Annotated in this window: 15 protein-coding genes; 11 read left to right on the forward strand and 4 right to left on the reverse strand. The window is 63.5% G+C overall.

The genetic code is table 11. From position 1 onward, the window contains the following. Positions 1-31: 31 nt before the first annotated feature. Entirely contained in the window at positions 32-2,485 is a 2,454-nt protein-coding gene (locus MUN81_RS19185; RefSeq protein WP_245113450.1) for a M1 family metallopeptidase, read from the reverse strand. 87 nt (positions 2,486-2,572) lie between these two features. Between MUN81_RS19185 and MUN81_RS19190 the strand changes: the two genes are divergently transcribed. The 11 genes from MUN81_RS19190 to MUN81_RS19240 all read left to right on the forward strand — a co-directional run bounded on the left by MUN81_RS19190 (position 2,573) and on the right by MUN81_RS19240 (position 17,461). Beyond that, positions 2,573-3,184, forward strand: a complete 612-nt coding sequence (locus MUN81_RS19190) for a DUF1684 domain-containing protein (RefSeq protein ID WP_245113452.1) — start codon at positions 2,573-2,575, stop codon at positions 3,182-3,184. A gap of 133 nt (positions 3,185-3,317) precedes the next feature. Continuing rightward, positions 3,318-5,759 carry a phenylalanine--tRNA ligase subunit beta gene (gene pheT / locus MUN81_RS19195; protein WP_245113458.1) on the forward strand — a complete coding sequence of 814 codons (2,442 nt, stop codon included), beginning with the start codon at positions 3,318-3,320 and terminating at the stop codon, positions 5,757-5,759. A 225-nt stretch (positions 5,760-5,984) separates the two neighbouring features. Beyond that, positions 5,985-8,990, forward strand: coding sequence for a pitrilysin family protein (locus MUN81_RS19200; RefSeq protein WP_245113460.1), 3,006 nt, complete (start codon positions 5,985-5,987; stop codon positions 8,988-8,990). Between the two features lie 210 nt (positions 8,991-9,200). Continuing rightward, positions 9,201-10,769: a hypothetical protein gene (locus MUN81_RS19205; protein WP_245113462.1), complete on the forward strand. Its 1,569-nt coding sequence runs from the start codon at positions 9,201-9,203 to the stop codon at positions 10,767-10,769. 304 nt (positions 10,770-11,073) lie between these two features. Then, on the forward strand, positions 11,074-11,370 hold the full coding sequence (locus MUN81_RS19210; protein ID WP_190922795.1) for a hypothetical protein: 297 nt from the start codon (positions 11,074-11,076) through the stop codon (positions 11,368-11,370). Between the two features lie 40 nt (positions 11,371-11,410). After that, positions 11,411-11,704, forward strand: coding sequence for a cell division protein ZapA (locus MUN81_RS19215; RefSeq protein WP_190922794.1), 294 nt, complete (start codon positions 11,411-11,413; stop codon positions 11,702-11,704). 134 nt (positions 11,705-11,838) lie between these two features. Further along, the gene (rny, locus tag MUN81_RS19220; RefSeq protein WP_245113464.1) at positions 11,839-13,527 is read left to right on the forward strand and encodes a ribonuclease Y; all 1,689 of its coding nucleotides are present in this window, start codon (positions 11,839-11,841) and stop codon (positions 13,525-13,527) included. A 105-nt stretch (positions 13,528-13,632) separates the two neighbouring features. Then, on the forward strand, positions 13,633-14,427 hold the full coding sequence (locus MUN81_RS19225; RefSeq protein ID WP_245113466.1) for a hypothetical protein: 795 nt from the start codon (positions 13,633-13,635) through the stop codon (positions 14,425-14,427). 65 nt (positions 14,428-14,492) lie between these two features. Next, complete coding sequence (locus MUN81_RS19230; protein WP_245113468.1) at positions 14,493-15,461, forward strand: N-acetylmuramoyl-L-alanine amidase; 969 nt, start codon at positions 14,493-14,495, stop codon at positions 15,459-15,461. 74 nt (positions 15,462-15,535) lie between these two features. Continuing rightward, positions 15,536-16,774, forward strand: coding sequence for a pyridoxal phosphate-dependent aminotransferase (locus MUN81_RS19235; RefSeq protein ID WP_245113470.1), 1,239 nt, complete (start codon positions 15,536-15,538; stop codon positions 16,772-16,774). A gap of 24 nt (positions 16,775-16,798) precedes the next feature. Beyond that, positions 16,799-17,461 (forward strand): cytochrome b/b6 domain-containing protein, encoded by a 663-nt coding sequence (locus MUN81_RS19240; protein WP_245113472.1) that lies wholly within the window; start codon positions 16,799-16,801, stop codon positions 17,459-17,461. A gap of 204 nt (positions 17,462-17,665) precedes the next feature. On the opposite strand, the gene MUN81_RS19245 is transcribed toward MUN81_RS19240, so the two are convergent. The 3 genes from MUN81_RS19245 to MUN81_RS22765 form a co-directional block, all read right to left on the reverse strand. Then, on the reverse strand, positions 17,666-20,020 hold the full coding sequence (locus MUN81_RS19245; protein ID WP_245113480.1) for a M1 family metallopeptidase: 2,355 nt from the start codon (positions 20,018-20,020) through the stop codon (positions 17,666-17,668). Positions 20,021-20,100: 80 nt separating this feature from the next. Further along, positions 20,101-20,694, reverse strand: coding sequence for a HupE/UreJ family protein (locus MUN81_RS19250; RefSeq protein ID WP_245113481.1), 594 nt, complete (start codon positions 20,692-20,694; stop codon positions 20,101-20,103). A 122-nt stretch (positions 20,695-20,816) separates the two neighbouring features. Beyond that, a complete protein-coding gene (locus MUN81_RS22765; protein ID WP_280638228.1) occupies positions 20,817-25,754 on the reverse strand; it encodes a T9SS type A sorting domain-containing protein in 4,938 nt (1,645 codons plus the stop codon). Positions 25,755-25,860 lie beyond the last annotated feature (106 nt).

Below are 25,860 nucleotides of genomic sequence, written 5' to 3' on the forward strand. Positions count from 1 at the left end.
TTTGCGGTTTTTCGCTGGCGCGCGTCTGCCGCTACTTCGCCGCCTCGATGGCCGCCACGGCCTGGTCGACCAGACTGGCCGCCACCGCCGCATTGGCCCGCTTGCCTTGCTGCTGCTGCACCTCCCGCAGCAAGCCTTCCACGCGCTGGTAGTCCACGTAGCGCTTATACTGCACGGTAAGGTCCCGGATGCGGGTGATGCCTTCGGCCAGCGCCGTCGGGTCATCAATGCGGCCCAGCATCTCGCCGAAGCCCTGCAGCATCTGGAAACGGCCGTTGGGGTCGGCCGCGTCGAATTTCGTGCGCATCCAGGGCCACTGCGATACGCTGCCCGCCTGCCCGTACACCAGCACAATGGCCCCCGTCAGCGGGCCCTTGCTATCGGCTTCAAAAGCCTTGGCCCGGGCCAGCGCCTGCGCCGGGTTCAGGGGCAGCAAGGCTTCCAGCGCCGCAGCCTGCACCCGGTACGACGGGCTGCCCAAAGCCTTGCCGAACAGCGGCGCGTAGCTTTTCTGCTTGAGCGAACCCAGCGCCGCCAGGGCGGCTGCCTGGGCTTGCGGCGCGGCATCGGTGGCAGCCATTTTTTCCAGCATGGGCGTAGCGGCTTTGCGCAGGGGTGCGTTTTTGAGGTCGAGCACCTGCACGGCCATCTCGCGGAGAGCAGGCGTTTTGTCGCCCAGGCCGGCGAGGAGGACTTTCTGAGCCTGCGGGTCGGCGGGTTTGCTTTGGGCGGCGCGCAGGGCCTCGCGGCGGTCGAGGTAGCGGGCGGCGTGGCGCTGCTGGTAGGCAAACTCAGCCAATGGTTTGTGGTCTTCCTTCTGCCACACCAGCACCTTTTGGGCGTCCACGTTCACCAGGTCGGGCCGGGCCGCAAGGGGCATGGTGAAAGTCTGGCTGGCCTCGGTCATCATCACCGACTGGTGCTGCACCTTGCCGCCCACGTAGTAGTCGATGGTGAAAGGCAGCTGAAACGGCTGGCCCGCCTGGGTCTGCTTCACGGTCACGGACTGTACTTTCCGGGCGACATCCCAGGCGTAGTCGATGGTGACGACGGGGTGGCCAGCGCCGTAATACCACTGGGTAAAAAACCAGTTCAGGTCCTGGCCCGACACTTCTTCCAGCGCCAGGCGCAGCTTGTGGGCCTCGCCGGTGCCGAAGGCATTTTCGGTTAAATAGCGCTTCAGGCCCTGAAAAAACACCTCCTCGCCCAGGTAAGCGCGCAGCATGTTCAGGATGTTGCCGCCCTTCTGGTACACGACGCCGTCGAACATGTCGTCCTTCTCGGCGTAGCGCGCCCGCACCACCGGCAGCAGGAAATTGGCGGGGTCGCGGAAGTAGGTACGCAGGCTAATGTCGGCTTGCTGGGCGGCGGCATCGGGGCCGTACTCGTGCTCGGCCCAGATGATTTCGCTGAAGTTGGCGAAGCTCTCGTTCACGGTGAGTTGGCCCCAGCTTTCAGCCGTCACGTAGTCGCCAAACCACTGGTGAAACAGCTCGTGGGCGATTTCGCGCTCCACGCCGGCGTACTGCCAGTCCAGCAGGTCGCGGGCCGAGCCTTGGGCGTGCTCGCCAAACAGCGAAGCCGTGGTGTTTTCCATGGCGCCGGCCACGAAATCGCGGCACACCACCTGGTGGTACTTGTTCCAGGGGAAGTCGACGCCCAGTCGCTGCGAGAAAAACTCCAGCATGCGCGGCGTCTTGCCGAAAATGGCGCGGGCCTGGGCGGCGTACTGCGGCTCCAGGTAATAATTGACCTCCTTGCCGCGCCACGTATCCTTCGTGATGCGGAAGTCGCCCACGGCCATCATGAACAGGTAGGGCGCGTGGGGCTCGTCCATTTTCCAGGTGTCGGTGCGCAGGCCGGGAGCGGTGGCCACCTGCTTCACCAGCTGGCCGTTCGAGAGCGTGACGTACTTGGCAGGCACGGTCATCGAGATTTCCTGGGTGGTTTTCTGGTTAGGTTCGTCGATGGTCGGGAACCAGGCGGAGTTGGAATCCGGCTCGCCCTGCGTCCAGATTTGCACGGGCTTGCCGGCCACGGCGCTGTCCGGATTGATGAAGTAGAGGCCTTTGGCACCTTCGATGGCGCGCCCGCCCTTCACGTTCAATTCGTCGGGCTTGGCCGTGTATTCAATGTAAACCGTGTAGGCCTCGCCGGCTGGCACCGGCTGCTTGAGATGAATCAGCAGCTGCCGCTGGTTGTACTCGTATTTCAGCGTCGACTGCGCGTTGCCCTGCACCAGCGCCACGGTAGCAATGTTCATGCCCTTGGCGTCGAGCCGCAAGGAATCGGTGGCCGCGGCGTAAGGTTTAAGGGTGACCCACTCCCGGCCAATCAGGTGGCGTTTTTCATAATCAAACTCAACATCGAGGCGGGTGTGCACCATGTTGTTTATTTGCCGGGCCGCCGGGCGGTAAGGGGCGGGCTGTTGGGCGAAGGCTGGCGCCGCGGCCAGCAGGAATAGTAGAAACCGAAGTTGTTGCATGAGGCAGAAAAGGAGCGCCGAAGGTAGCGCGGCTACCTGATGCCGCTGCGGCCCCGGCAGTTGGCTGCCTGCTCAAAAAGAAGAAACATGATTAAGAAAATAGCCCTGGCGGCCGCCATCATCGGCATCGTCTTGTATTCGATAAACGGCAGCCGGCCCGATTCCGGCGCATATGCGGCACAGATGCGCAAAGCCCGCGGCGAGAAAAACCGCTCGTTTCGCGAGTCGGCCCAGTCGCCTCTCTCGGAAGCCCAAAAGGCGCAGTTCGACAGCCTCAAATACTACCCCGCCGATTTAGCGCTGGTAGTCGAAGCCACCGTTTCGCGCAATGCCGCGCCCGACACCACACTACTCCAAATGAGCGACAACCGCGCAGAAAAATACCTGCGCTGGGGCCAGGCCAAATTCCGCATTGGCACCCAGGCTCAGCAGCTGGCGCTGTACCTGAAAGCCGACGGCAAGGATTCTACCCTCTTCATTCCCTTCACTGACGCCACTAACGGCCGCGAAACCTACGGCGGCGGCCGCTACCTCGACGCCGCCCTTCCCGAGCCCGACGCCACCGAAATTAAGCTCGATTTCAACCAGGCCTACAACCCCTACTGCGCCTACAACAACGACTACAGCTGCCCCGTGCCGCCCGCCGAAAACCGGCTGGACGTGCCCATTGCGGCCGGCGAGAAGTCGTTTCACGAATAGCAACGGCACCCGAGTAGCGCAGCCCAGCCTTGCCCGCGCAACCGATTCACGTTTACGGAGCTTCACGGTGCGCCGTACCTTTGCCACGTCGTCAGCGGCCTGACAACTGACAACTAGCAACGGACAACTCATCATGCGCATTTCCCTCGATTGGCTTAAAACTCTCATTCCGACCGACAAACCCGCCGCCGAGATTGGCGCTCTGCTCACCGGCTCGGGCCTGGAAGTGGAAAGCATGGAGGAGTTGGAAAGCATTCCTGGCGGCCTGCGCGGCGTGGTGCTGGGCACGGTGCTCACCTGCGAGCGCCACCCCGACGCCGACAAGCTCAGCCTGACCACCGTGGACGTGGGCGACGGCACGCCCCGGCAGATTGTGTGCGGCGCCCCCAACGTGGCCGCCGGCCAGCGCGTGGTGGTGGCCCTCGAAGGCGCCGAGCTGCACCCCGCCTCCGGCGAGCCCTTCAAAATCAAGAAAAGCAAAATCCGCGGCGCGGCCTCCGAAGGCATGATTTGCGCTGAGGACGAAATTGGTCTGGGCCAGTCGCACGCCGGCATCATGGTGCTCGATACCGACCTGCCCAATGGCACGCCGGCCGCCGACTACTTCGGCCTGGGCTCCGATACGGTGTACGAAATCGGCCTCACGCCCAACCGCGCCGATGCCGCCTCGCACTACGGCGTGGCCCGCGAGCTGCGCGCCCTGCTGGGCCAGCCCTGCCACCTGCCCGACGTGAGCGGCTTCGCGGCACCGGAGTCGGCTGCGGCCAACGTGAAGGTGACGATTGAGGACGTGGAAGCGGCGCCGCGCTACGCCGGCCTGCTGCTCGACAACGTGCAGGTGGGACCCTCGCCGGAGTGGCTGCAGCGCCGCCTGCGCAGCATCGGCCTGAGCCCCATCAACAACGTAGTGGACGTGACCAATTTCGTGCTGCACGAGTTGGGCCAGCCCCTGCACGCCTTCGACGCCGACCAGATTACCGGCAACCACATCCGCGTGAAGCGCGCCGAAGCCGGCGAAAAGTTCGTGACGCTGGACGGCGTGGAGCGCAGCCTCAAGGCCGAAGACCTCGTGATTGCCGACGCCAACGGCGCGCCGATGGCGCTGGCCGGGGTATTCGGCGGCAAGACTTCGGGCGTGAGCGAAAGCACCACCCGCGTATTCCTCGAAAGCGCCTACTTCGGCCCCGTCGCCGTGCGTCGCACTTCCCAAACGCACCAGCTAAAAACCGACGCCTCGTTCCGTTTCGAGCGCGGCACCGACCCCAATATGGTGCTCACCGCGTTGCAACGGGCGGCGCTGCTGCTCCAGGAAGTGGCCAGTGCCACCATCGCCGCGCCCGTGGTGGATGAGTACCCCGCGCCTGTGCAGCCCATCACCGTGCGCCTGCGCCTGCCCCGCGTGGAGCGGCTGGTGGGCCAGTACATCGCACCCGAGCGCATCCGTCAGATTCTGACGGACCTGGACATTGACATCGAAATCACCGAAGAAAACCTCGACCAAGGCGACCAGGCCACCTGGGTGCTGACCGTGCCGCCGCACAAGGTGGACGTGGCCCGCGAGGCCGACGTGATTGAGGAAATCCTGCGCATCTACGGCTACAACAACGTGGCGCTGCGCCCGAACAACTCGGCCTCGTTCCTGGCCAAGTTCCCGAACCCCGACCCGGAGGTGACGCGGGTGAAAGTGGCCTCGCTGCTCAGCGGCCAGGGCTTCTCGGAGATTCTCACCAACTCGCTCACCAACTCGCAGTACTTCGAGAAGGAAGGCGAGCCGGAGGCCTCGCTGGTGCGCATTCTGAACTACAACAGCGTTGACCTGAATGTGATGCGGCCCACGCTGCTGCACTCGGGCTTGGAGATTATTCGGCACAACCTCAACCGTCGCCAGCGCGACCTGAAGCTGTACGAATTCGGCAAAGTGTACGCGCAGAATGAGAACGGCAAGTACCAGGAAAAGAACAAGCTGGTGATTTATCTGACGGGTAATGCCACGGCCGAAACCTGGCAGCACAAGTCGGATAAAGCGGCGTTCCACGACCTGGCGGGCGCGGTGCAGCAGGTGCTGGCGGCCCTGGGCTTCGGCGGGGCGGCCTCGCAGCCGGTGCAGCACGCCTACCTGGCCGGCGGCCTCGCGCTGCTGGTGCACAACCAACCCGTGGCCCAGCTCGGCGCCGTGTCGGCTTCGGTGCTCAAGAAAATGGACGTGGGCCAGCCGGTGTGGTACGCCGAGCTGGATTGGGACGCGCTGAGCAAGAAATACAAGCCCACCCTCACGGCCCGCGAGCTGCCCAAGTTCCCCGAGGTGCGCCGCGACCTGAGCTTGGTGGTGGATGCGTCGGTGACCTTCGACCAGCTCCAACAGATTGCCCGGAAGACGGAGAAAAAGTTGCTGCAAAGCATCAACGTGTTCGACGTGTACGCCGGCGAAAACCTGGGCGCGGGCAAGAAGTCCTACTCGGTGAGCTTCACGCTGCAGGACTACGGCCAGACGCTCAGCGAGCAGGCCATCGACCAGGTAATGCAGAGGCTCATTCAGCAGTTTGAGAAGCAGGCCGGGGCCGTCATTCGGCGCTGATTTTCTTCCCCGACCCTCCACCTTGCCGAGGCGCTCCAGTTTCTGAATGCCGGAAACATGGGGGCCTCGGTTACTTTTTATCGGCACCCTCCTGTAATCGGGTATCCCCGACGGCGATAGATCGGTGTCAGGAGTGCAACTTTGGTCTCAGGTGTGCGGCTTCTTCGCTAAGTTGCAGCCTGATTTCAGCAATATTTTCATAAAACCCCGCCTTTACTTGCAAGAATGAACCTAAAACTATTGTCTACCCTGGGCTTGGCATTGGCCACCACTGCCAGCTTTGCGCAGCAAAAACCAGTCAGCAAAGGCACCAAAGCGCCGGCCGCCAAAACCACGTCGATGGCCACGCTGCCCAGCGGCACCAGGCTGGTTGAGAAAGTGACCAAGCAGCCCGGCCAGGTGATGATTCCCTACGAGAAGTACGTGCTGCCCAACGGCCTCACGCTCATCGTGGCCGAAGACCACTCCGACCCGCTGGTGCACGTGGACGTGACCTACCACGTGGGCTCGGCCCGCGAGCAGATTGGCAAGTCGGGCTTCGCGCACTTCTTCGAGCACATGATGTTCCAGGGCTCCGACCACGTGGGCGACCAGCAGCACTTCAAGCTGGTGACGGCCGCCGGCGGCTCCCTGAACGGCAGCACCACCGAGGACCGGACCAACTACTTTGAGACGCTGCCCAGCAACCAGCTCGAAACCGGCCTGTGGCTGGAAGCCGACCGCATGGGCTTCCTGCTCGACGCCGTGAGCCAGAAGAAATTCGAGATTCAGCGCAGCACGGTGAAGAACGAGCGCGGCCAGCGCGTCGACAACGCGCCCTACGGCCAGGCGCAGGAGTACCTCATCCGCACGATGTACCCCTACGGCCACCCCTACTCTTGGTCGGTTATCGGCTCGCTCGAAGACCTGGACCGCTCGAACGTGGACGACCTGAAGAACTTCTTCCTGCGCTGGTACGGCCCCAACAACGCCACCCTGACCGTGGGCGGCGACGTGAAGCCCGCCGAAGTGGTGAAGCTGGCCGAGAAATACTTCGGCTCCATCAAGCGCGGGCCGGCCGTGCCGGTGCAGAAGCTGCCGGCCCCGGTGCTCACCGCCGACCGCTACGTGAGCTATACCGACAACATCCGCTTCCCGATGCTGCAGATGTGGTTTCCGACCGTGCCCCAGGGCCACCCCGACGCCGTGGCCCTCGACGCCTTGGCCGACATTGTGGGCGGCGGCAAAACCTCGCTGCTCTACAAAAACCTGGTAAAAAACCAGAAAACCGTGCAAGCCAATGCCTACCAGCGGAACAACGAGCTGGCCGGCAACCTGGTGATTACCGCCCTACCGCTCCCCGGCAAGGGCCTCGACAGCACGGAAGCCATTGTGCACAACACCTTGAAAGAGTTTGAGAAGCGCGGCGTGACCGACGGCGATGTGCAGCGCTTCAAGGCCCAGACCGAGGCCCAGGTCATCAACGGCCTGGCCAGCGTGCAGGGCAAGGTGAGCCAGCTGGCCGCCAACCAGACGTTCTTCGGCAACCCCAACTACCTCACGGTGGAGATGAAGGAGCTGAAGGCCCTCACCAAAGCCGACGTGCAGCGCGTGTACGACAAGTACGTGCGCGGCAAGCACGCCGTGATTCTGAGCGTGCTGCCCAAAACCGGCGGCGTGGCCGCCGCCAAGCCCGACAATTTCACCGTGGATAAATCGGGCTACAAAGCGCCCGACTATGGTTACGCGGGCCTGAAATACGTGAAGCCCGTCGACACCTTCGACCGCAGCAAGCAGCCCGCCGCCGGGGCCAACCCCGTGGTGAAGGTGCCCGCGCTGTACCAGGAAACCCTGCCCAACGGCCTGAAGGTGGTGGGCACCAAGAACACCGAAATTCCGGCCGTGACCATGCGCCTCACCATCCGCGGTGGCCACCGCTTGGAGCAGGCCATGCCCGCCAAGGCCGGCGTGGCCCAGCTCACGGCCAGCATGCTGAATGAAGGCTCGGAGAAATACACCAGCGAACAATTCACCACGGAGCTCGACAAGCTGGGCTCCAGCGTACAGGTGAGCGCCGGCGATAACGAAACCACCGTGTACGTGCAGAGCCTGACCAAAAACCTGCCTGCTACCATGGCCCTGCTGGAGCAACGGCTGCTGCACCCGCGCTTCGACGCCCAGGACTTTGCCCGCGTGAAAAAGCAGCAGATGGAGCGCCTGGCCAACGTCGTCAATCAGCCCACGGCCATTGCCGACATGACCTACAACCGCCTGCTCTACGGCACCAGCAACATTGCCGGCACGCCGGTGGCCGGCACCACGGCCTCGGTGGGCAGCCTCACGCTCGACGACGTGAAGAGCTTCTACAACACCTACTACGCCCCCAACGTGAGCTACCTCGTGGCCGTGGGCGACGTGGACCAGCCCACGCTGGATGCTAACATCGGCTTCCTGAAAAACTGGGGCAAGAAGGACGTGACCGTGCCGACCGACATGGCCGGCGTGCAGCCCGACAAGACCACCATTTACTTCGTGAACAAGCCGGGCGCCGCGCAATCGGAAATCCGCGTGGGCTACCTCACCGACCTGAAGTACGACGCCACTGGCCCGTACTACAAAGCCTACCTGTCGAACTACGTGCTGGGCCAGGCCTTCAACTCGCGCATCAACCTGAACCTGCGTGAGAACAAGGGCTACACCTACGGCGCCCGCTCGGGCTTCAACGGCACGCGCTACGCGGGGCCGTTCACGGCCTCGGCCGGCGTGCGCGCCGATGCCACGGCCGCGTCGGTGAAGGAATTCATGAGCGAAATCCAGAATTATCCGAACGGCATTTCCGACGAGGAGTTAGCCTTCACGCAGTCGTCCATCGGCCAGAGCGACGCTCTGCGCTACGAAACCGGCCAGCAGAAAGCCGGCTTCCTCTCGCGCCTGGTGGAGTACGACCTCGACCCGACCTACGTGAACCAGCAGACGGAAATCCTGAAAAACCTGAAGAAGGAGGACGTGCAGGCCATTGCCAAGCAATACCTGCCGGCCGACAAGATGTACATCGTGGTGGTGGGCGACGAGAAGCAGCTGCCCTCGCTGCAGGCCCTGGGCTACCCCGTGGTGCAGCTCGACCTGGAAGGCAAGCCGGTGGCCGCTGCAGCCGTGCCGGCTGCTCCCGCCGCCCCCGTAGTAGACGACAAAATGAAGACGAAGACCGACGACGGCAAGCTGAAAGTGAAGACCAAAAAAGCCAAAAGCTAGCCCGTTCGGCTAAATCCTGCCTGCAGGAACGTCGTGCTGAGCAGAACGAAGAACATTCGTTTTGTTTGGCACGACGTTTTTGTTTGTGCGATTTCCGGGTCGGGCAAGTAGTAATACGTGCCATATAAATCAAGTACTTATACTTGGAAATGCGGGCAAAATACAGCGGAGCTTTGACGGAATACTTCGCTCACCTTTCTGCTCACTGCCATGAAAAAGCAACACCTTCTACCCGTCCTGCTCGGCGCCGGCTTTTGGCTGGCCAGCTGCTCATCCAACAATTCCAAAACGGAAACCGAAACCACAACCAGCGCCCCGGCCGCCGACGCCACAGACACCACCGGCGCTAAGATGGCCGCCCGGCCCGGCCCCAACGTGCAAGCCGTAACGTTGCCCAATCCCGGCATTCCCGGCTTTAAATTCCCGGAAGACAGCACCGTCATTAACGGCTGGATTCAGAACCGCGACGCGGCTAAAATCAGCCAGCACGGCTGGGGCATCTGGACGGCCCTGTCCTCGCCGACGCCGCAGCGGCTCAACGGCGACACCCTGCGCGTGTATGAAACCTGGCCCACCAAAGACGAAGTAGATGCCGCTCAGCAAGCAGCGCCCAAAGCCAATTTCCGCGCCATGCTCTTGCAACGGCCCACGCTGCGGCGCCGGCTAAATCGACCCCGGCAGCTATTCCGCGACCCGGACTTCCGCCAGGGGCTGAAGGCCCGGGCCAAAGTGGCCAGCGCCCACGCCATGACGGCCGACTCGCAGGAAGACGTCTTCGAATCGGTGAGCTACGACCCGGTGGCGGCCTCCTTTATTGTGCAGAACAAGCTGTTCTGGGCTTCCACGCTGCAGGGCATGATAAACAAAGGCCAGGGCGACATCCCGCAGCTACCCCGCGAAGCCATCGCCATCAAGCCCGTGTACGAGGTGGTGCCCGGCGGCAAGCGCGGCCGCGGCCTGTACCAGATGAAGGTGTGGACCGGCACCACCAACGCCCGGGTTCCCTTCGGTCAGGAAAAATGGTCGAGCTGCGTGTACGTCGACACCGCCAACGGCGGCAAAGGCCAGGGCCAGGTGAGCCCGGGCTGCGCCCCCGCCACCCCGGCCACCACCTACAACCTGCGCGACTTCGTGCACTTCAAGCTGACGGCAGAAGAAGCCGCGGCCATGAACGCCGAGCTCGACCCCGGCACGCCGCCCGTGGCCTACGCCGGCGACTACGCCATTCTCGTGGCCATGCACATCACCACCAAAGAAATCAAGCGCTGGACCTGGCAAACCATGTGGTGGGCGCCCAACCCCGACCGTGCCCCGCTGCCTAGCAACCCCGGCGTGGTGGCCCAGCGGCCGGTCCAGCTCGTGGGCGCGCCGCGCCACTACGCCATGGCCATTTCTTACCAGATGATTGACCCGGTGCAGCCCTTTGCGGGCGGCAAAAGCGTAGGCCAGTCCATTTACGTGTTCAACCCCTACCTGGAAGCCGGTTTCGGGCCGGGCACGTTCAGCAACAGCGGCCACCTGCGGGAGTCCTCCCGGGTGGTCACCAACGGCTTGGTGGTCATCAACGACGTGGGCGTGCGCACCAACTGCATGAGCTGCCACGCCCAGGCCAGCTTCACACCCTTCGCGGCCATCACGTCCAAAAAGATGCTCCCGCTGGGCTACCTCGGCGATACTTATGTGGACATGGGCAGCCCCAAATTCAAAGGCCGCCTGCGGACTGATTTCCTGTGGTCGATTGCCGACATGGCCTCCGCGCCACCGGATTCGCTGAAGTAGCCGCGGCTTAGGGTCGAGTTCGGGCAGGCAGGCAGCGGCTCAACACTCGGTTGAACGTCATGCTGAGCGCAGCAGAAGCATCTCGCGTGCAAGAGTAACTATTTACTACTGCACGCGAGATGCTTCTGCTGCGCTCAGCATGACGTTCTGATGTAATGGCATTCTGAATTTTACGACTTCCAGCCCTCTGCGTCTGCGCTACTCTACCTTTCAAACCTCTCTGAGGCACAAGCCGCGAGCAAGTGCCGGGTAAAGCGTAGCTTTCGGCCCGCCGCTTTATCTTCACCCAAAAATTTACTCGACCGTGGCCTCCTCCCAACAACTTGCGCAACTCGACCGCCTGGAGCGGCAGATTACCACCTTAGTGGCTGCCTATCAGGAACTGCGCGAGGAACTGGCCGACGCCAACACCACCATTCAGCAGCTACGCGCCGACGTGCGCGAGAAGGACCGGCAGCTCAAGGAGCGACAAAACCAGGAAAATATTGTTAAACTTGTACACACCATAGCTGGGGAACCCACCCACGCCAACGAACTTAAACTGCGCCTCAACGAATACATCCGCGAACTGGACAAGTGTCTTGCCTATTTGAGAGACTAACCCGACTGAACCCCTCACCCTGAGCCCTAATTATCGCTGTATGAGCGAGCTAGCCATCAAAATTCGTATTGCTGACCGGGACTATCCCATGCGCGTAGACGTGCAGGATGAGGAACGGCTGCGCCTGGCCGGAAGGCTGCTGGGCGACAAGCTGCGCGAATTCCGAGAAGGCTACGGCATTCAGGACAAGCAGGACTTGCTGGCCATGGTAGCCCTGGCCACCATGGCCGACCAATTGAAAGTGAGCAAGGAAAAGGATGGCACCGACGCGGCGCTGACCGAACGGCTCGCTCGTTTCGACGAGCTGCTATCAGGCGTGGTGCTGGCGGGCTAAGCGTAGCCCCGCCCGGCACCCACACACTCGTTGGCCCGGTTGGGCGGTGCGGCAATCGGCCGCTTCCGCTTAGCCCGGGCACTTCTGTTCTACCTGGTTATGGTTTTTTTACCCACCCCAAAAACCATAATTCCATGTCACCCATCATATTGTACTGTATACTGACCGCGGTGGTCGCCCTTGTGGCGGGCATCGTGGTGGGTAGACAGCTGGCCGGCAAAGCCCGGCTGGACCACGAGGGCGAGGCTCAGGCCCGCGCTCAGCAAATCCTCCGCGAGGCCGAGGAAAAAGGCAACCGCCTTCGCGACGAGAAAATCAAGCAGGCTGACGAGCGCCTGGAGCAGTCGAAGAACAAGTTCAAGACGCTGCGCAATGAGTTTGACACCGAAAGCCGCCGCCTCAAGCAGGCCCTCGACCAGGAGCTGACCGAACGCCGCCAAGGCGTGGTGGAGCAGGAACAAAGCATCAAGCTGCTCACCGAAACTACCCAGCGCCAGCTGGAGCAATTGCAGAAGAAAGAAGCTGATTTAGAGCGCCAGCGCGAGAAAAACCAAACCGATACCCAGCAGCTGCGCGACAAGCTTGAGGCCCAGGCCGAAAAGCGCCGCCTCGACCACGAGGAGGCCATGGCCGAGCTAGAAGCCAAGCAACGCGAAGCCGATGAGCAGCTGCACACCGTGCAGCGCCAGCTGGAAACCATTGCCAACCTGACCGCGGCCGAAGCCCGCGAGCAGCTGGTGGAGTCGCTCAAAAACGAAGCCCAGATTCAAGCCAGTTCCTACATCAAGGACACCGTGGCCCAGGCCAAACTCACGGCTACCAAAGATGCGAAGAAGATTGTGCTGGAAACCATTCAGCGCACCGCTTCGGAGCACGCCATCGAGAACTGCGTGTCGATTTTCAACATCGAAAGCGACGACGTGAAGGGCAAAATCATCGGCCGCGAGGGCCGCAACATCCGCGCGCTGGAAGCGGCCACGGGCGTCGAAATCATTGTAGACGATACCCCGGAAGCCATCATCATCTCGGGTTTCGACCCGGTGCGGCGCGAAATTGCCCGCCTCTCGCTGCACTTGCTGGTGAAGGATGGCCGCATTCACCCGGCCCGTGTGGAGGAGATTGTGGCCAAAACACGCAAGAACATTGAGGAGGAAATCGTCGAAATCGGCGAGAAAACCATCATCGACCTGGGCATTCACGGCCTGCATCCGGAACTGATTAAGATGGTGGGCCGGATGCGCTTCCGCTCGTCCTACGGCCAGAACCTGCTGCAGCATTCGCGCGAAGTGGCCAACCTTTGCGCCACGATGGCCGCCGAGATGGGCCTCGACGTGAAGAAAGCCAAGCGCGCCGGCCTGCTCCACGACATCGGCAAGGTGAGTACCGAGGAGCCCGAGCTGCCCCACGCCATCTTGGGTATGGAGATGGCCAAGAAGTGGAAAGAGCACCCCGACGTGGTGAATGCCATTGGCGCTCACCACGACGAGATTGAGATGACGGCCATGATTTCGCCGCTCGTGCAGGCTTGCGACGCCATTTCGGGCTCGCGCCCCGGCGCCCGCCGCGAGATGATGGAGAGCTACATCAAGCGCCTCAAGCAGCTCGAAGAAACCGCCAACGGCTTCAAGGGCGTGAACCAGTGCTTCGCCATCCAGGCCGGCCGCGAGCTGCGCGTGATGGTGGACGCCGAGAACGTGACCGACGAGCGCGCGGCCGAGCTGAGCTTCGAGATTTCGCAAAAAATCGAGAAGGAAATGCAGTACCCCGGCCAGATTAAAATCACCGTAATCCGGGAGATGCGCGCCGTGGCCTACGCCAAATAACACGCTCTGGCACACGCGCCAACGCAACTAAAAATAGCCCTCGCGACTCTTGTTGCGGGGGCTATTTTTGTAATTCCCTTTCGCTACTTCTTGCACTCACCCGTGATGAAGAAACTGCTACTTTATTTGCTTGGCGGGGTAATGTGCTCGGCAATGACCGGCTGCGTGGTGTATATGCCCATGCAGTGCGCGGCCCCACAGATTACCGATAAAAACCAGGGCGAGCTAAGCCTCAGCACCTACCTCAATGGGCGGGCCGAAATAGCGGGCACCTACTCGCCGGCGCGGCACGTGCTGGTGCGGGCCGCCTTTAGCAACCTGCGCAGTAATTCCCAGGACAGCACCTACTACCGGGGGCACCAGTTCGACGTAGGCGTGGGCACTTACTGGCCGCTGGGACACCGCTTGCTGCTGGGTGGCCTGGGCGGTTTCGGAAAGGCTCAAAGTGCGGCGGCCTTTACCGATGGCGGCTTTCTTTTCGGCCGTCCCAGCCGGCATGAGTACGACGCGCGCTACAACAAGGTGTTCGGCGAAATATATGGCACGCTGCAGGCGAGCGAAGGCTTTTCGATTGGGGCGGCATACCGCGTCACGCAGGTGAATTTCACCACCCTGACCGACCAAAATGTGCCCGTCGACCTCAGCCGCATGACCCGTAGCGAGCCGATGCTATACCTGCGCTGGCGCTTGGGCTACGGCAACACCGAAGACCGGCCCGTGCAGCTGCAGGCCGCCTGGGGCACCTCGGGCACATTTGGCTATTACGACGGCGACCGTTCTACCCCGTACCCGCCCGGCGTGCGCGACCTGAAGCAGACCCGGAGCTATGCCGCCATCGGCATCACCCTTTTTCCGCACTGCCTGTTCCGCAAAGACCGGCTTAGCAGCGAAGGACGGTAAACAGCCCGTTATTTGTGGGAAGCGTGGTCGTTTGACCCAATTCCCACCTTCCGAAACCCATTTGTATGCCCTTTCGCTACTGCCTGCGCTTGGCTGGCCTGGCCGCGCTGGCTTCCTGCGCCGCCCAGCGCAACCCCTACGCCGCCACCAACAAGTCCTACAAAGCGCAGGTGAAAGCCTACGCCAAGGCCCTGCGCGCCACGCCCGTGCCCACGCCCGGCGCCGACAGCCTGCTGCAGGGCGCCTACTGGGTGGGCACCACCAATTTCAACCTGCGCAAGCCCAACTACGTCATCATCCACCACACGGCGCAGGATTCCACGGCCCAGACGCTCAAGACGTTTACGCTGCCGCGCACGCAGGTGAGTGCGCACTACGTCATCGGGCGCGACGGGCGGGTTTTTCACATGCTGAACGACTACCTGCGCGCCTGGCACGGCGGCGCGGCCAAGTGGGGCAACACCACCGACATCAACTCGTCCTCCATCGGCATTGAGCTCGACAACAACGGTACCGAGCCGTTTTCGGAACCGCAGATGGCCAGCTTGTTGCGCGTGCTGAGCGGCTTGAAACGAACCTATGGCATTCCGACGGCCAACTTCGTGGGCCACGCCGACATTGCCCCGACGCGCAAAAACGACCCCAGCGCCTTGTTTCCCTGGAAGCGTCTGGCCGATAACGGCTTCGGCCTGTGGTACGACCCTGGCCCGCTGCCCAGCCCGTTTGGAGCCGACAGCGCCGCGGCCCTGGCCAGCCGCCTGCTGAACCCGACGGTAACCCTGCCCGAAGACGACCCGGCCGCCCCCCCGCTGCCCGCCGACACCAGCAAGGTCGACGCCCAGCTGGCCCGCCTCAACGGCCCGATTACCGTGTTTAATCCGCGGGATGCGCTGCGCATCATCGGCTACGATACCCGGGATTTGCCGGCGGCAATTCGGGCGTTTAAGCTGCACTTCATCCAGACGAACGTGGGCGGGCCGCTGACGGAGGCCGACAACCGCATTCTCTACAATCTGTATAAGAAGTGCTTGTAAGTGGCCCCGGGCCGCTATATTTAGCCGATACTGGCCTGCGGGTGCCGCGGCCGCCCGGGGCTTAAATTGATTGTATGCCAGAAGTTTCCCAGCGCGGGCAGGCCATGCCCGTTTCGCCGTTTCGCAAGCTGTTGCCCTTTGCCGAAGCCGCCCGCCAGCAGGGCAAGGTGGTGTATCCCTTGAACATCGGCCAGCCCGACGTGCTGACGCCGCCCGCCATGCTGGAAGCCGTGCGCACCGCCGACATCCAGGTGCTGGGCTACGCGCCCGGCGCCGGCACCGACAGCTACCGCCGCAAGCTCGAAGCCTACTACCAGCGCGCCGGCATTCCGGCCCGCTTCGAAGACATACTGGTGACCACGGCGGGCAGCGAAGCCATCCACTTCGCCCTGCTCTCCTGCCTCAATCCCGGCGACGAAATCATCATCGCGGAGCCGTTTTATGGCACCTACACGGCCTTCGCCATTGCGGCGGGGGTAAACATCGTGGCCGTCACGGCCCGCATTGAAGACAATTTTGCCCTGCCGCCCATTGCCGACTTCGAGGCCGTGATTACGGCGCGCACGCGGGCCATTCTGGTGTGCAATCCCAGCAACCCGACCGGGTACGTGTACCGGCGCGACGAGCTGGAAGCCCTGCTGGCCCTGTGCCGGCAGCACAACCTGTTTCTCATTTCCGACGAAGCCTACCGCGAATACTGCTACGACGGCGCCCGGGCCACCAGCGCCCTGAGCCTGTCTGGCGGCGAGCAGCACGTGGTGATGGTGGACACCATTTCGAAGCGCTATAGCGCCTGCGGGGCCCGCGTGGGCGCGCTCGTCACGCGCAACGCCGAGCTGTGGCAGGCCGCCTTCCACTTCGGCCAGATGCGCGTGTGCCCACCCGTGCTGGAAATGCTGGCCGCCGAAGCCGCCGCCGACCTGCCTCCCTCCTACTTCGACGGCACCCGCGCCGAGTATCAGGCCCGGCGCGACCTCACCGTGGGCCGCCTGCGCGCCATGCCCGGCGTGACCTGCCCCGTGCCCGGCGGCGCGTTCTACGTGGTGGCCCGCCTGCCCGTCGACGATGCCCAGCGGTTCGGCCAGTGGCTGCTCGAAGAATTCACCTATGAAAACCAGACGCTGATGCTTTCGCCGGCCAACGGCTTCTACCATACGCCCGGCTTGGGCCGGCAGGAAGTGCGCCTGGCCTACGTCATCAACCGCCCCGACTTGGCCGCCGCCCTCACCTGCCTGGCGCAGGCCCTGCTCCAGTACCCCGGCCGCGTCGAACCCCAACCAGCCGGCCGCGTAGAAGCTGCCATTGCCTCCTGATTTTAATTCTTTTTTAATTCCCCAATGGACACCCGCATTGCCCCCGCCGTCGAAGTTCCCATCAAAGACTACCGCGGCTCGCTGCGCTTCTGGCACTGGGCCAATGCCCTGCTCATCAGCCTTCAGCTGATGACTATTCTGTTTCAGAAGGTGATTGTGAAGGCCAAGACGGCGGTGCCGGAGCTGCAATCATCGGGCAAGGACGTGTCGGTGCCGCAGGCGCGCGAGCTGGCGCACATCATCAGCGAGCGTATCTGGGCCTGGCACATCTACTTTGGCTGGACCATTATCGCGCTGTGGGTATTCCGGCTGGGCTTGCAACTGTCGGGCCCGTCGGAGCTGCGCTTCTCGGCCCGGCTGATGGAAATCCTGCGCCGCTACCGCTTGGCCCCGCCGGCCGATAAGAGCAAGGCCGGCAAGATTCTGTTCGCCAAAACCACTTACGCGCTGTTCTACCTATTCATCACCATCATGGTGTGCACCGGCCTCATTCTGGTGTTTGAGGACGTATCGTGGCTCAAAGGCATCCATCACCTGGCCGAGGAAACGCACAACGTAACCATGTACCTCATCATTGGCTTCATTCTCATCCACGTGGTGGGCGTGGTGTGGGCCGAAATCAGCGAGGACCACGGGCTGATTTCGCGCATGGTAGGGGGCGAGGCGCCGAAGGCCAAGGTTTCCTAACGGGCGCCTCACCCCCGGCCCCCTCTCCCAAAGGAGAGGGGGAGCCAATCATACTTTTAACAAGTCAACCGAAAATAAAAAAGCCCGCAGTTGCGGGCTTTTTTATTAAAGAACTTTTTTGAGGCTTGCCCGGTGTCCCCTTTCCCTGAGGCTTCGCGCTTCAAGCGAACCGGGAGTCAGGGGGTGAGGCGCCTGCTCAAACACCTACTGGCCGCTGCCTACGGGCTTCTGCTCCAGCTTCTGCATGGGGCTGGTGGTGCGGCTGGTTTGCTGCTGCATGGGGTTCGCAGGGGCCTGGAACTGCTGCTGGAACAGCTCGAAGCGCGAGGCGGCGGGCTGGCGCGGGAAGGCGTTGTTGCTCACGTCCGTGTCAGCCGTTTGCTGGAAGGGGTCGATGACGAAGCTGATGACGGGCTTCTTGGTCACGATGATTTTCGTGACCTGGGCGTTGTTTTTGCGCCAGATTTCGGCCGGAATGGTCTGGATTTCCTGCGAGTTGTCGGCGTAGGTCATCTGCAGCACCACCGGCATTACGAGGCCGCCCACATTGCGCAGGCTCAGCTCGTAGAAGTTCTGGGTGTCGCCCAGGCGCTGCTTTTGTTCGTCGGTGAGGGTACCCAGGTAGGCGGTGTAGCGCTGCTGGTCGGCGGGCGTCACGGCCAGCGGGTCGTAGTTGTTGTAGAAGTCCTTCAGCTCGGGCTTTTCCTCCACCAAGGTCTGCTTGATGTCGGTGGCGTTGCGCTGGGCCGTGATGGACTGCGGCGCGGCGGCCTTCAGCTGCTGCAGGCGGGCGTTTTCTACCTGCGGGTTTTTGGTGCTCACGTTGTACGACTTCACCGACTCGAGGCTGATGTCGGTGTGGTCGATGGTGTAGAACCAGCCGCGCCAGAACCAGTCGAGGTCCACTGCCGAGGCGTCTTCCATGGTGCGGAAGAAGTCGGCCGGCGTGGGGTGCTTGTAGGCCCAGCGCTGGGCGTATGTTTTAAAGGCGTAGTCGAACAGCTCGCGGCCCATCACCGTTTCGCGCAGGATGTTGAGGGCCGTGGCGGGCTTGCCGTAGGCGTTGTTGCCGAACTGCAGCGCCGACTCCGAGTTAATCATAATCGGGGTTTGCAGGGTCTTATCCGTGGCCATGTAGGCCGTGATGTTGCGGGGCTCGCCGCGGCGGCTGGGGTAGTTGCGCTCCCACTCCTGCTCGGTCAGGAACTGCACGAAGGAGTTCAGGCCCTCGTCCATCCAGGTCCACTGCCGCTCGTCGGAGTTCACAATCATCGGGAAGAAGTTGTGGCCTACTTCGTGGATAATCACCGAAATCATCCCGTATTTCCGCTCGGCCGAGTAGGTGCCGTCCTTCTCGGGGCGGCCGCCGTTGAAGCAAATCATGGGGTACTCCATGCCACCGATGGCGCCGTGCACCGAAATGGCGACCGGGTAGGCGTAGGGAATGGTGAATTTCGAGTAGGTTTTGATGGTGTGGGCCACCACCTGCGTCGAGTACTGGCCCCACAGCGGGTTGCCCTCTTTGGGGTAATAGCTCATGCACAGCACGGGCTTGCCGCTCTGCGTGATTTGCATGGCGTCCCAGATGAATTTGCGCGAACTGCACCAGGCGAAGTCGCGCACGTTTTTGGCCACGTAGGTCCAGGTTTTGGTGCCCGTGGCGCGGCTGCCTTCGGCTTTCGTGGCCTCGTCCTGGGTCACGATGAGCACGGGCTTCTTGGCGCTTTTGGCCTCGGCCATGCGCTTCAGCTGTGCGGCGCTCATTACCTGGGATGCGTTCTGGAGCGTGCCGGTGGCGCCCACCACGTGGTCGGCCGGTGCGGTGATGCTCACTTTGTAGTCGCCGAAGGGTAGCGTGAATTCACCGTTGCCGAGGAACTGCTTGTGCTGCCAGCCCTGGTTGTCGGAGTACACGGCCATGCGAGGGTAGAACTGGGCCATCTCGTAGAGGTAGTTCTTGTCGGCCGGGAAGTACTCGTAGCCGCAGCGGCCGCCCTTGGTGGCGTCGTTGATGTTGTAGTGCCACTTCACGTTGAACGACACCGACTGGCGCGGCTGCAGCGGCGTGGGCAGGTCCACACGCATCATGGTGTGGTTCGTGACGGTGTGCAGGGCCTTGCCGTCCTTGCTGGTCACGCTTTCGATGCGGAAGCCGCCGTCAAAGTCGTCCACCAGCCCTTCGAGGGTCTGGAAGGTCACTTTGTCGCTCAGCGAATTCACCTCGGTGGCCGTCGTCATCGAGTTTTTGTCCCAGATGTTCTGGTCGAGCTGCACCCAGAGGTAGGGCAGCGCATCGGGCGAGAGGTTGGTGTAGGTGATGGTTTCGCGGCCGGTGAGGGCCTGCTTGGCATCGTCGAGGGTGACTTTGATGTCGTAGTCGGCGCGCTGCTGCCAGTAGTCGGGGCCGGGGGCGCCGCTGGCGGTGCGGTAGCTATTGGGAGTCGGCAGCATCGTTTCGAGCTGCGCGAATTTATCGGTGCCGGAGTTGGTGGTTTGCGCAGCGGCGGGCAGCAGGCCCGTCAGCGCCAGCCCCAAGCCAGCAAATAGAAAACGACGCATAGAATGAACGTGAGTGGGAAAAATCTGCAACAGTTAGGAAGGTCGGTAAAGTTACGCTGAGGTTGCGGCAGTGAGGAACCTCACGGCCACAGCTGTTGCATCAGCAGCACGGTGGCAATGCCCAGGGCCGCGCCGCTGGTGGTGAGCAGCCAGTCGCGCCGGGCCACGCGCAGGCTGCCCAGCAGCACCGCCCCCAGCAGCAGAATGGCGCTCACAATCAAAATCTGGCCCAGCTCCACGCCCACGTTGAAGGCAAACAGTTCTTCCACCGGCCGGCTGCTGGCCCCGAGTAAGGCCCGCAGGTAGCTCGAAAACCCCAGCCCGTGCACCAACCCAAAAACAAGCGCCAACACATTGGGCACGGCGGCAAACACGGGCGTCCGCCGCGTAATCAGCCGGCCGGCGCCCTGCATGTTGAGCAGGGCCGTGACCATGATGGTAACCGGAATCAGGGCCTCAATCACGGCCGGGCCGAAGTTCACCACGCCCAGCGTGGCCAGCGCCAGCGTGAGCGAGTGCCCCACCGTGAAGCTCGTGACCAGGGCCAGCACCCGCCGCCAGTCGTTCAGCACGTAGGGCGCGCACAGCGCCAGCAGAAACGTGAGGTGGTCGGCCGCGCGCGGCGTGCAAATGTGCAGGAAGCCGAGCTGCAGGTAGGTCTGAAAAACGGACATACTACAAAGCTACGGCAAGGGCAAAAGACCCACGCGACGCACCAGCCTAGGCAGCTTAGCACGCAAAAAGCCCCGGCCAATGCTGGCCGGGGCTTTTTCAGAATACCGAAAACGGCAGAAGGCTATTGCTTCACCACGCGGCGCGTGTCGAGGCCGCCTTCGGTTTTCACGCGCAGCACGTACACGCCCGAAGCCAGTTGAGTAAGGTCAATGGCCCGCGTGGCGGTGCCCGTCGAAGCCGGTACGGCGACGGTGAACACCACCTGTCCCAAGGCATTCAGCACGGTCAGCTCCGAGGCGTGGCGGTAGCCGGTCAGCTCCACGGTGAGGCGGCCGTCGTGCGTCGGGTTCGGGAACACGCTGAGCGAGGTGCCGGCCAGCGGCTTCACGCCGGAGGTTACGACCAGCGCAGCCGAGGGCAGCGACACGCAGCCGAAGGCGTTGGTAGTGGTCACGGTGTAGGAGCCGAGTTGGGATGGGGTGCCGTTCACCACGTAGGTCTGGCCGGTGGCGCCGGGGATGAGCGTCTGGCCCAGGTACCACTGGTTGCCGGTCGTCGCGCTCGAGGTGAGCGTGGTGGTCGCGCCGTTATACGTGGCCGTGATGGTGGGCGTGGCCGGGCGCGGGTTCACCGTGACGGTGACGGTGGCCGTGGCCGAGCAGCCCCCGGCGTTGGTGGCCGTCAGCGTATACGTCTGGGTAATGGGCGCGCCGGTCGTGTTAGGCAGCGTCACGGTAGGCTGCGCGGCGGTTGCGCTGCTCAGGCCCGTGGCCGGGCTCCAAGCATAGGTAGTGCCGGCCAAGGCCGCCGTACCGAGCGTAGCTGTAGCGCCGCCGCAGATGGTCACGGCCGGGCCCGCGTTGGCGATGGCCGCCGGAGCCACGGTCACGGTAGCCGTGGCCGTAACGGCCGCACAGCCACCAGCCGCGGCCACCGTATTGGTCACGGTGTAAGTACCGGGCGTCGAAGAAGCCAGCGTAATGGCGCCCGTGGTGGCATTAAGCGTCAGGCCCGTGGTCGAGGTGAACGTGCCCGCGGTGGCGCCCGTGGCCAGGGAAACGGTTGGGTTAGTGGTGCCGCTCACGCAGAACGTGGGCGTACCCGTGCCGTAGCTGAACGTGGCCACCGGGGCCGCCGTCACCGTCACCGAAGCCGTGGCCGACGAGGGGCAGGTGCCGCCCACACTGTACGTCACGGTGTAGGTGCCGGGCGTCGAGCTCGCGAGGGTGATAGCACCCGTGGTGGCATTAATCGTCAAGCCCGTGGTCGAAGAGAAGGTCCCGCCGGCCGTACCCGTCACCGTCGCAACGGGATTGGTGGCACCGCTCACGCAGTAGGTAGCGGCCGGGTACGTGAACGTGGCCGTGGTGGCTGGGTTCACCGTCACGGTAGTGGCCGTCGAGGTAGCCGAGCAGCCGCTGGCGTTGGTCACCACCACGGTATAGGAACCGGAGGCAATGGCCGTGAAAGTGTTGGCAGCCGCAGCGGCGCCCAGGCTGGTGGTGCCGTTGAAGAACTGGTAGGTGTTGCCCGCGCCGGCCGGCGCCGTGAGCACCACCGAGCCGCCCGCGCAGAACGTGGTGGGCGTGGTGGTCGTCAGGGTTGCCGTGGGGGCGGCGTTGATGGTCACGCTGGTGGTGGCCGTGGCGGCGGCGCAGCCACCGGCTGCGGCAATGGTGTTGGTCACGGTGTAGGTGCCGGCCGCGCTGGTGGCCAGGTTGATGGCACCCGTAGTAGCATTAATGACCAGACCCGTGCCCGAGGCCGAGAACGTACCACCGCTGGCTCCCGTGGCAAACACCGGTGCCGGCGTGGCCGTACCGCCCGCGCAATAGGCCGTGCTGGCGTAAGTGAACGTGGCCACCGGCGCAGCAGTCACGGTCACGGTAGCGGTGGCCGACGAGGGGCAGGTGCCACCTACGCTATAGGTAACCGTGTAAGTACCCAGGGTCGAAGCAGCCAGGTTGATGGCGCCCGTAGTAGCGTTGATGGTCAGGCCCGAAGTGGAGCTGAACGTGCCGCCGGTGGTGCCCGTCACCGTGGGCGTGGGGTTGGTGCCGCTGGTGCAGTAAGTGGTGCCGCTGTAGGCGAAGGTGGCCGTGGTGGCCGGGTTTACCGTCACCGTGGCAGCCGTCGAGGTAGCCGAGCAGCCGCTGGCGTTGGTCACCACCACCGTGTACGAACCCGCGGCCGTGGCCGTGAGCGTGTTGGTGGCCGACGCCGCCCCCAGGCTGGTGGTGCCGTTGAAGAACTGGTAGGTGTTGCCCGCGCCGGCCGGCGCCGTGAGCACCACCGAGCCGCCCGCGCAGAACGTAGTAGGGCCGCCGGCCGTGAGCGTGGCCGTCGGGGCCGGACGCACCGTCACCGTTACGGGCGTGGAGTACACTTGGCGGCCATCCGAAGTCAGGATAACGGCCCGGTAGGTGGTGGTAGCCGTCAGGTTGGTAAAGGTGAGCGTGGCGGTGGTGTTGACGGGCGATACCGGCGTAAAGCCCGTGCCGTTGTCAAACTCGTAGTTGAGGATGGTGCCCACGTTGCCGGCCAGCGTGAGGGTGCCCGTGTTGGCGCCGGCGCACACCGGCGCCGTTGCCGAGCTAGTGAGCGCGCCGCCTTCGGTATTGGCAATAACGAAGTAGTCCTTACCGGGCGTCAGGTCCAGCGTCGACACGATGCCGGTGGGCAGGATGGGCGCCACGGTGGTGGCGGCCACGGCGGCTCCACCCAGGGAGGCGTAGTCGCCGTTGGCGGTAGCGGCCTGGGCAATAACGGCCGTAGCGGCGTTGCCCACCACGTCATCGGCGCCGTAGCTCAGTTGCACACGGGCCGCGGCCGGCAAGTTGGCCGAGTTTTCGAGGCGCACGTAGCGGGTCGGGTTCAGGTTGGTAACGGGCGAAATGCCCTTGCCACCCGTTGCGCCGCCGATTACCGTGGCCGTGAAGGTCTGGTCCGTGCTGGTCGTAATGCCCGATACCACTACCGGGCGCCAGCCGGCCGCGTCGCCCACGGCGAAGGTGCGGCTGGTAGCCGTCGCGCTATTCACCGTGATGCCCATCGGGCCTTTGATGTAGGCAGAGGCCGAGCCCGTCGGCATCACCGTGGTGGCGCTGCCGCTGATGAGCCGGTTGCCGGCCGAAGTCGTCACGATGCCGCTCAGCAGGCTCAGCGAGCTGGAGGCCGTCGACGGGCCCACCACGGTCAGGTCGCCGCCGGCCACCGTAATGCCCTGCGGGTTGTTGAAGTCGGCGTAGTAGAGGCTGCGCGAGGCCGGCACCTCTACGCCCGTGGTGCGCGCGGCCAGCTCGGGGTTGTAAATCAGGTACAGCCCGCTGGTCGACACGTCGAACGTGGGGGCCACATCAAAATTGCCGGCCGACGAAGTGGGGCTGGTCAGGCCGAAAGAGACAACGGCCAGGGCCGTCGTGCTGCTCTGCACCGTCAGGTTGTTGGCGTTGATGACGTTGCCGCGGAACATGGCCACGTTGCGCGTGGTGATGGGCATGCCCACCGTCACGCCCGTGCTGCTGTTCTGAAAGGTGATTTGCAGCAAGGGGCTGGTCACGGTGCCCGTGCCGCCAATGCTTTGCGCCGTGGTGCCTTGGAAATAAAGGCGGCTGCCAGTGGCCGTGCCCGTCAGGGTGCCGTTGTTGGTGATGGTAGCGCCCAGTTGCAGCAGGATGGCGCCGTTCAGGTTCAGCGTCGCGCCGGGCGTGATGAGCACCGTGCCGAAGGGGTTGGTCTGCCCGGCAAGCAGCACGCTCTTGGCGTTGGTGGTGTTGTCGATGGCCAGGTTCGGCAGGTTGCCCCGCATCCGGAAATCGAAGTTGGTGGCCGTGGCCGTTGTGCCCGCGTTCACGGTGCCGCCGGTGTAGGTGTAAGTGCCCGCCACGTAGTAGTCGAGCGGCGTGGTGGCCGTGCTGCGCTGCACCAGGTTGATGGCGCCGCCCGAAATAGTACTGGTCCCGTTTACGCCAAACGAGGGCGTGCCAGAGGTGTTGCCGACGGTGCTCACGTTAATGGTGCCCGCGCTCATCGTGAAGGTCATGGTGCCCGTCACCGTCGAGGCGCCGGTGAAGTTGGTGAAGCGGCCCACCGTATTTAGCGTGCCGCCATCCATCGTATACACCGCGTTGGCGCCAAACCCAATGGAGTTGCCGATGCTGCTGCCCACGTTAAACGTACCCGCCGAAATGCGCAGCGAGCCGTTCACGGTGGGCGAGCCCGTTTGGGCGGCCACCGTGAAGTTAGGGTTGCTCAGCCAGAAGCCGCCCGTGGCCGGAATGACGTAGGAAGCCGCGTTGCTAAACACCCGGTTGCTGATGGTGGCCGTGCCCGAAATCTTGAGCGTGCCGGTCATGTCGTCCACCGTGTTGGTGGTGATGCGCGTGGAAAGGAAACCGGTGCCGCTGGTGGTGCTGCCCTGCACCGACAGCGTGGGCAGGTTCATGTCCACGATGTCGGCCCGCACCGATTTGGCCAGCGAAACGGTTTGCAGGTCGGTGGTGCCGGTGCCGCCAAACGTGACGCTGCCCGCGCCGGTAAAGCGCAAATCGGAGCCGATGGTGCTGCTCGCGCTCAAGTCCAGCGTGCCGTTGTTGGTGACGTTGCCGGCCACTTGCAGCGAGTACGCCGTGGTGGTCGAGGTGAGCAGCGAGCCCGTGCTGGCCACCGTGAGCGAGGCGCAGCTAGCGGCCACGTCCAGCGTGACGGTGGCGCCGCCGGCAATGGTCACGTCGTCGGTGGCGGCGGGCACCACGCCGCCCACCCAGGTGGCCGGGGCGCTCCAGTTGCCGCCCGTGGCCGTCGAGCTGATGGCCGCCAGACCCCGGCGGGCCGGACCGGTTTTCACCGGCACCATCGCGGCCGGAGCGGCCGTGATGGGCGAGGCAAGCTGCACTTCGAGAGTAGCCGGCCGCAGCAGGGCGCGGTTTTGGGCGTGGGCGCCCAGGGCCAGGGTGCCCAGAGCCGCCGCCAGCAAAGGCCGCCACAACCGGCCTGTCCCGGTGGCCCGGCCCTCAACGCGAGTGCCCGCCAATGTGGTAGAATGTAAACGGTGTTTCATCAATAAAAGAAAATGGTGGGAAGAAAATGGCAACAACAAACGATTGCGGCCCCGTGCCAGCGGCCGCCCGTTAAATGGCAAATCAGTAGGGAGCAAGGAATACACC

This window comes from Hymenobacter sp. 5317J-9, from assembly GCF_022921075.1.
Classification (GTDB): Bacteria; Bacteroidota; Bacteroidia; order Cytophagales; family Hymenobacteraceae; genus Hymenobacter.

What these genes read in the sequence shown, in the direction of transcription:
- MUN81_RS19185 (WP_245113450.1), bottom strand. Translation starts at nt 2,485, where the DNA reads ATGCAACAACTTCGGTTTCTACTATTCCTGCTGGCCGCGGCGCCAGCC.
- MUN81_RS19190 (WP_245113452.1), top strand. Translation starts at nt 2,573, where the DNA reads ATGATTAAGAAAATAGCCCTGGCGGCCGCCATCATCGGCATCGTCTTG.
- pheT (WP_245113458.1), top strand. Translation starts at nt 3,318, where the DNA reads ATGCGCATTTCCCTCGATTGGCTTAAAACTCTCATTCCGACCGACAAA.
- MUN81_RS19200 (WP_245113460.1), top strand. Translation starts at nt 5,985, where the DNA reads ATGAACCTAAAACTATTGTCTACCCTGGGCTTGGCATTGGCCACCACT.
- MUN81_RS19205 (WP_245113462.1), top strand. Translation starts at nt 9,201, where the DNA reads ATGAAAAAGCAACACCTTCTACCCGTCCTGCTCGGCGCCGGCTTTTGG.
- MUN81_RS19215 (WP_190922794.1), top strand. Translation starts at nt 11,411, where the DNA reads ATGAGCGAGCTAGCCATCAAAATTCGTATTGCTGACCGGGACTATCCC.
- rny (WP_245113464.1), top strand. Translation starts at nt 11,839, where the DNA reads ATGTCACCCATCATATTGTACTGTATACTGACCGCGGTGGTCGCCCTT.
- MUN81_RS19225 (WP_245113466.1), top strand. Translation starts at nt 13,633, where the DNA reads ATGAAGAAACTGCTACTTTATTTGCTTGGCGGGGTAATGTGCTCGGCA.
- MUN81_RS19230 (WP_245113468.1), top strand. Translation starts at nt 14,493, where the DNA reads ATGCCCTTTCGCTACTGCCTGCGCTTGGCTGGCCTGGCCGCGCTGGCT.
- MUN81_RS19235 (WP_245113470.1), top strand. Translation starts at nt 15,536, where the DNA reads ATGCCAGAAGTTTCCCAGCGCGGGCAGGCCATGCCCGTTTCGCCGTTT.
- MUN81_RS19240 (WP_245113472.1), top strand. Translation starts at nt 16,799, where the DNA reads ATGGACACCCGCATTGCCCCCGCCGTCGAAGTTCCCATCAAAGACTAC.
- MUN81_RS19245 (WP_245113480.1), bottom strand. Translation starts at nt 20,020, where the DNA reads ATGCGTCGTTTTCTATTTGCTGGCTTGGGGCTGGCGCTGACGGGCCTG.
- MUN81_RS19250 (WP_245113481.1), bottom strand. Translation starts at nt 20,694, where the DNA reads ATGTCCGTTTTTCAGACCTACCTGCAGCTCGGCTTCCTGCACATTTGC.
- MUN81_RS22765 (WP_280638228.1), bottom strand. Translation starts at nt 25,754, where the DNA reads ATGAAACACCGTTTACATTCTACCACATTGGCGGGCACTCGCGTTGAG.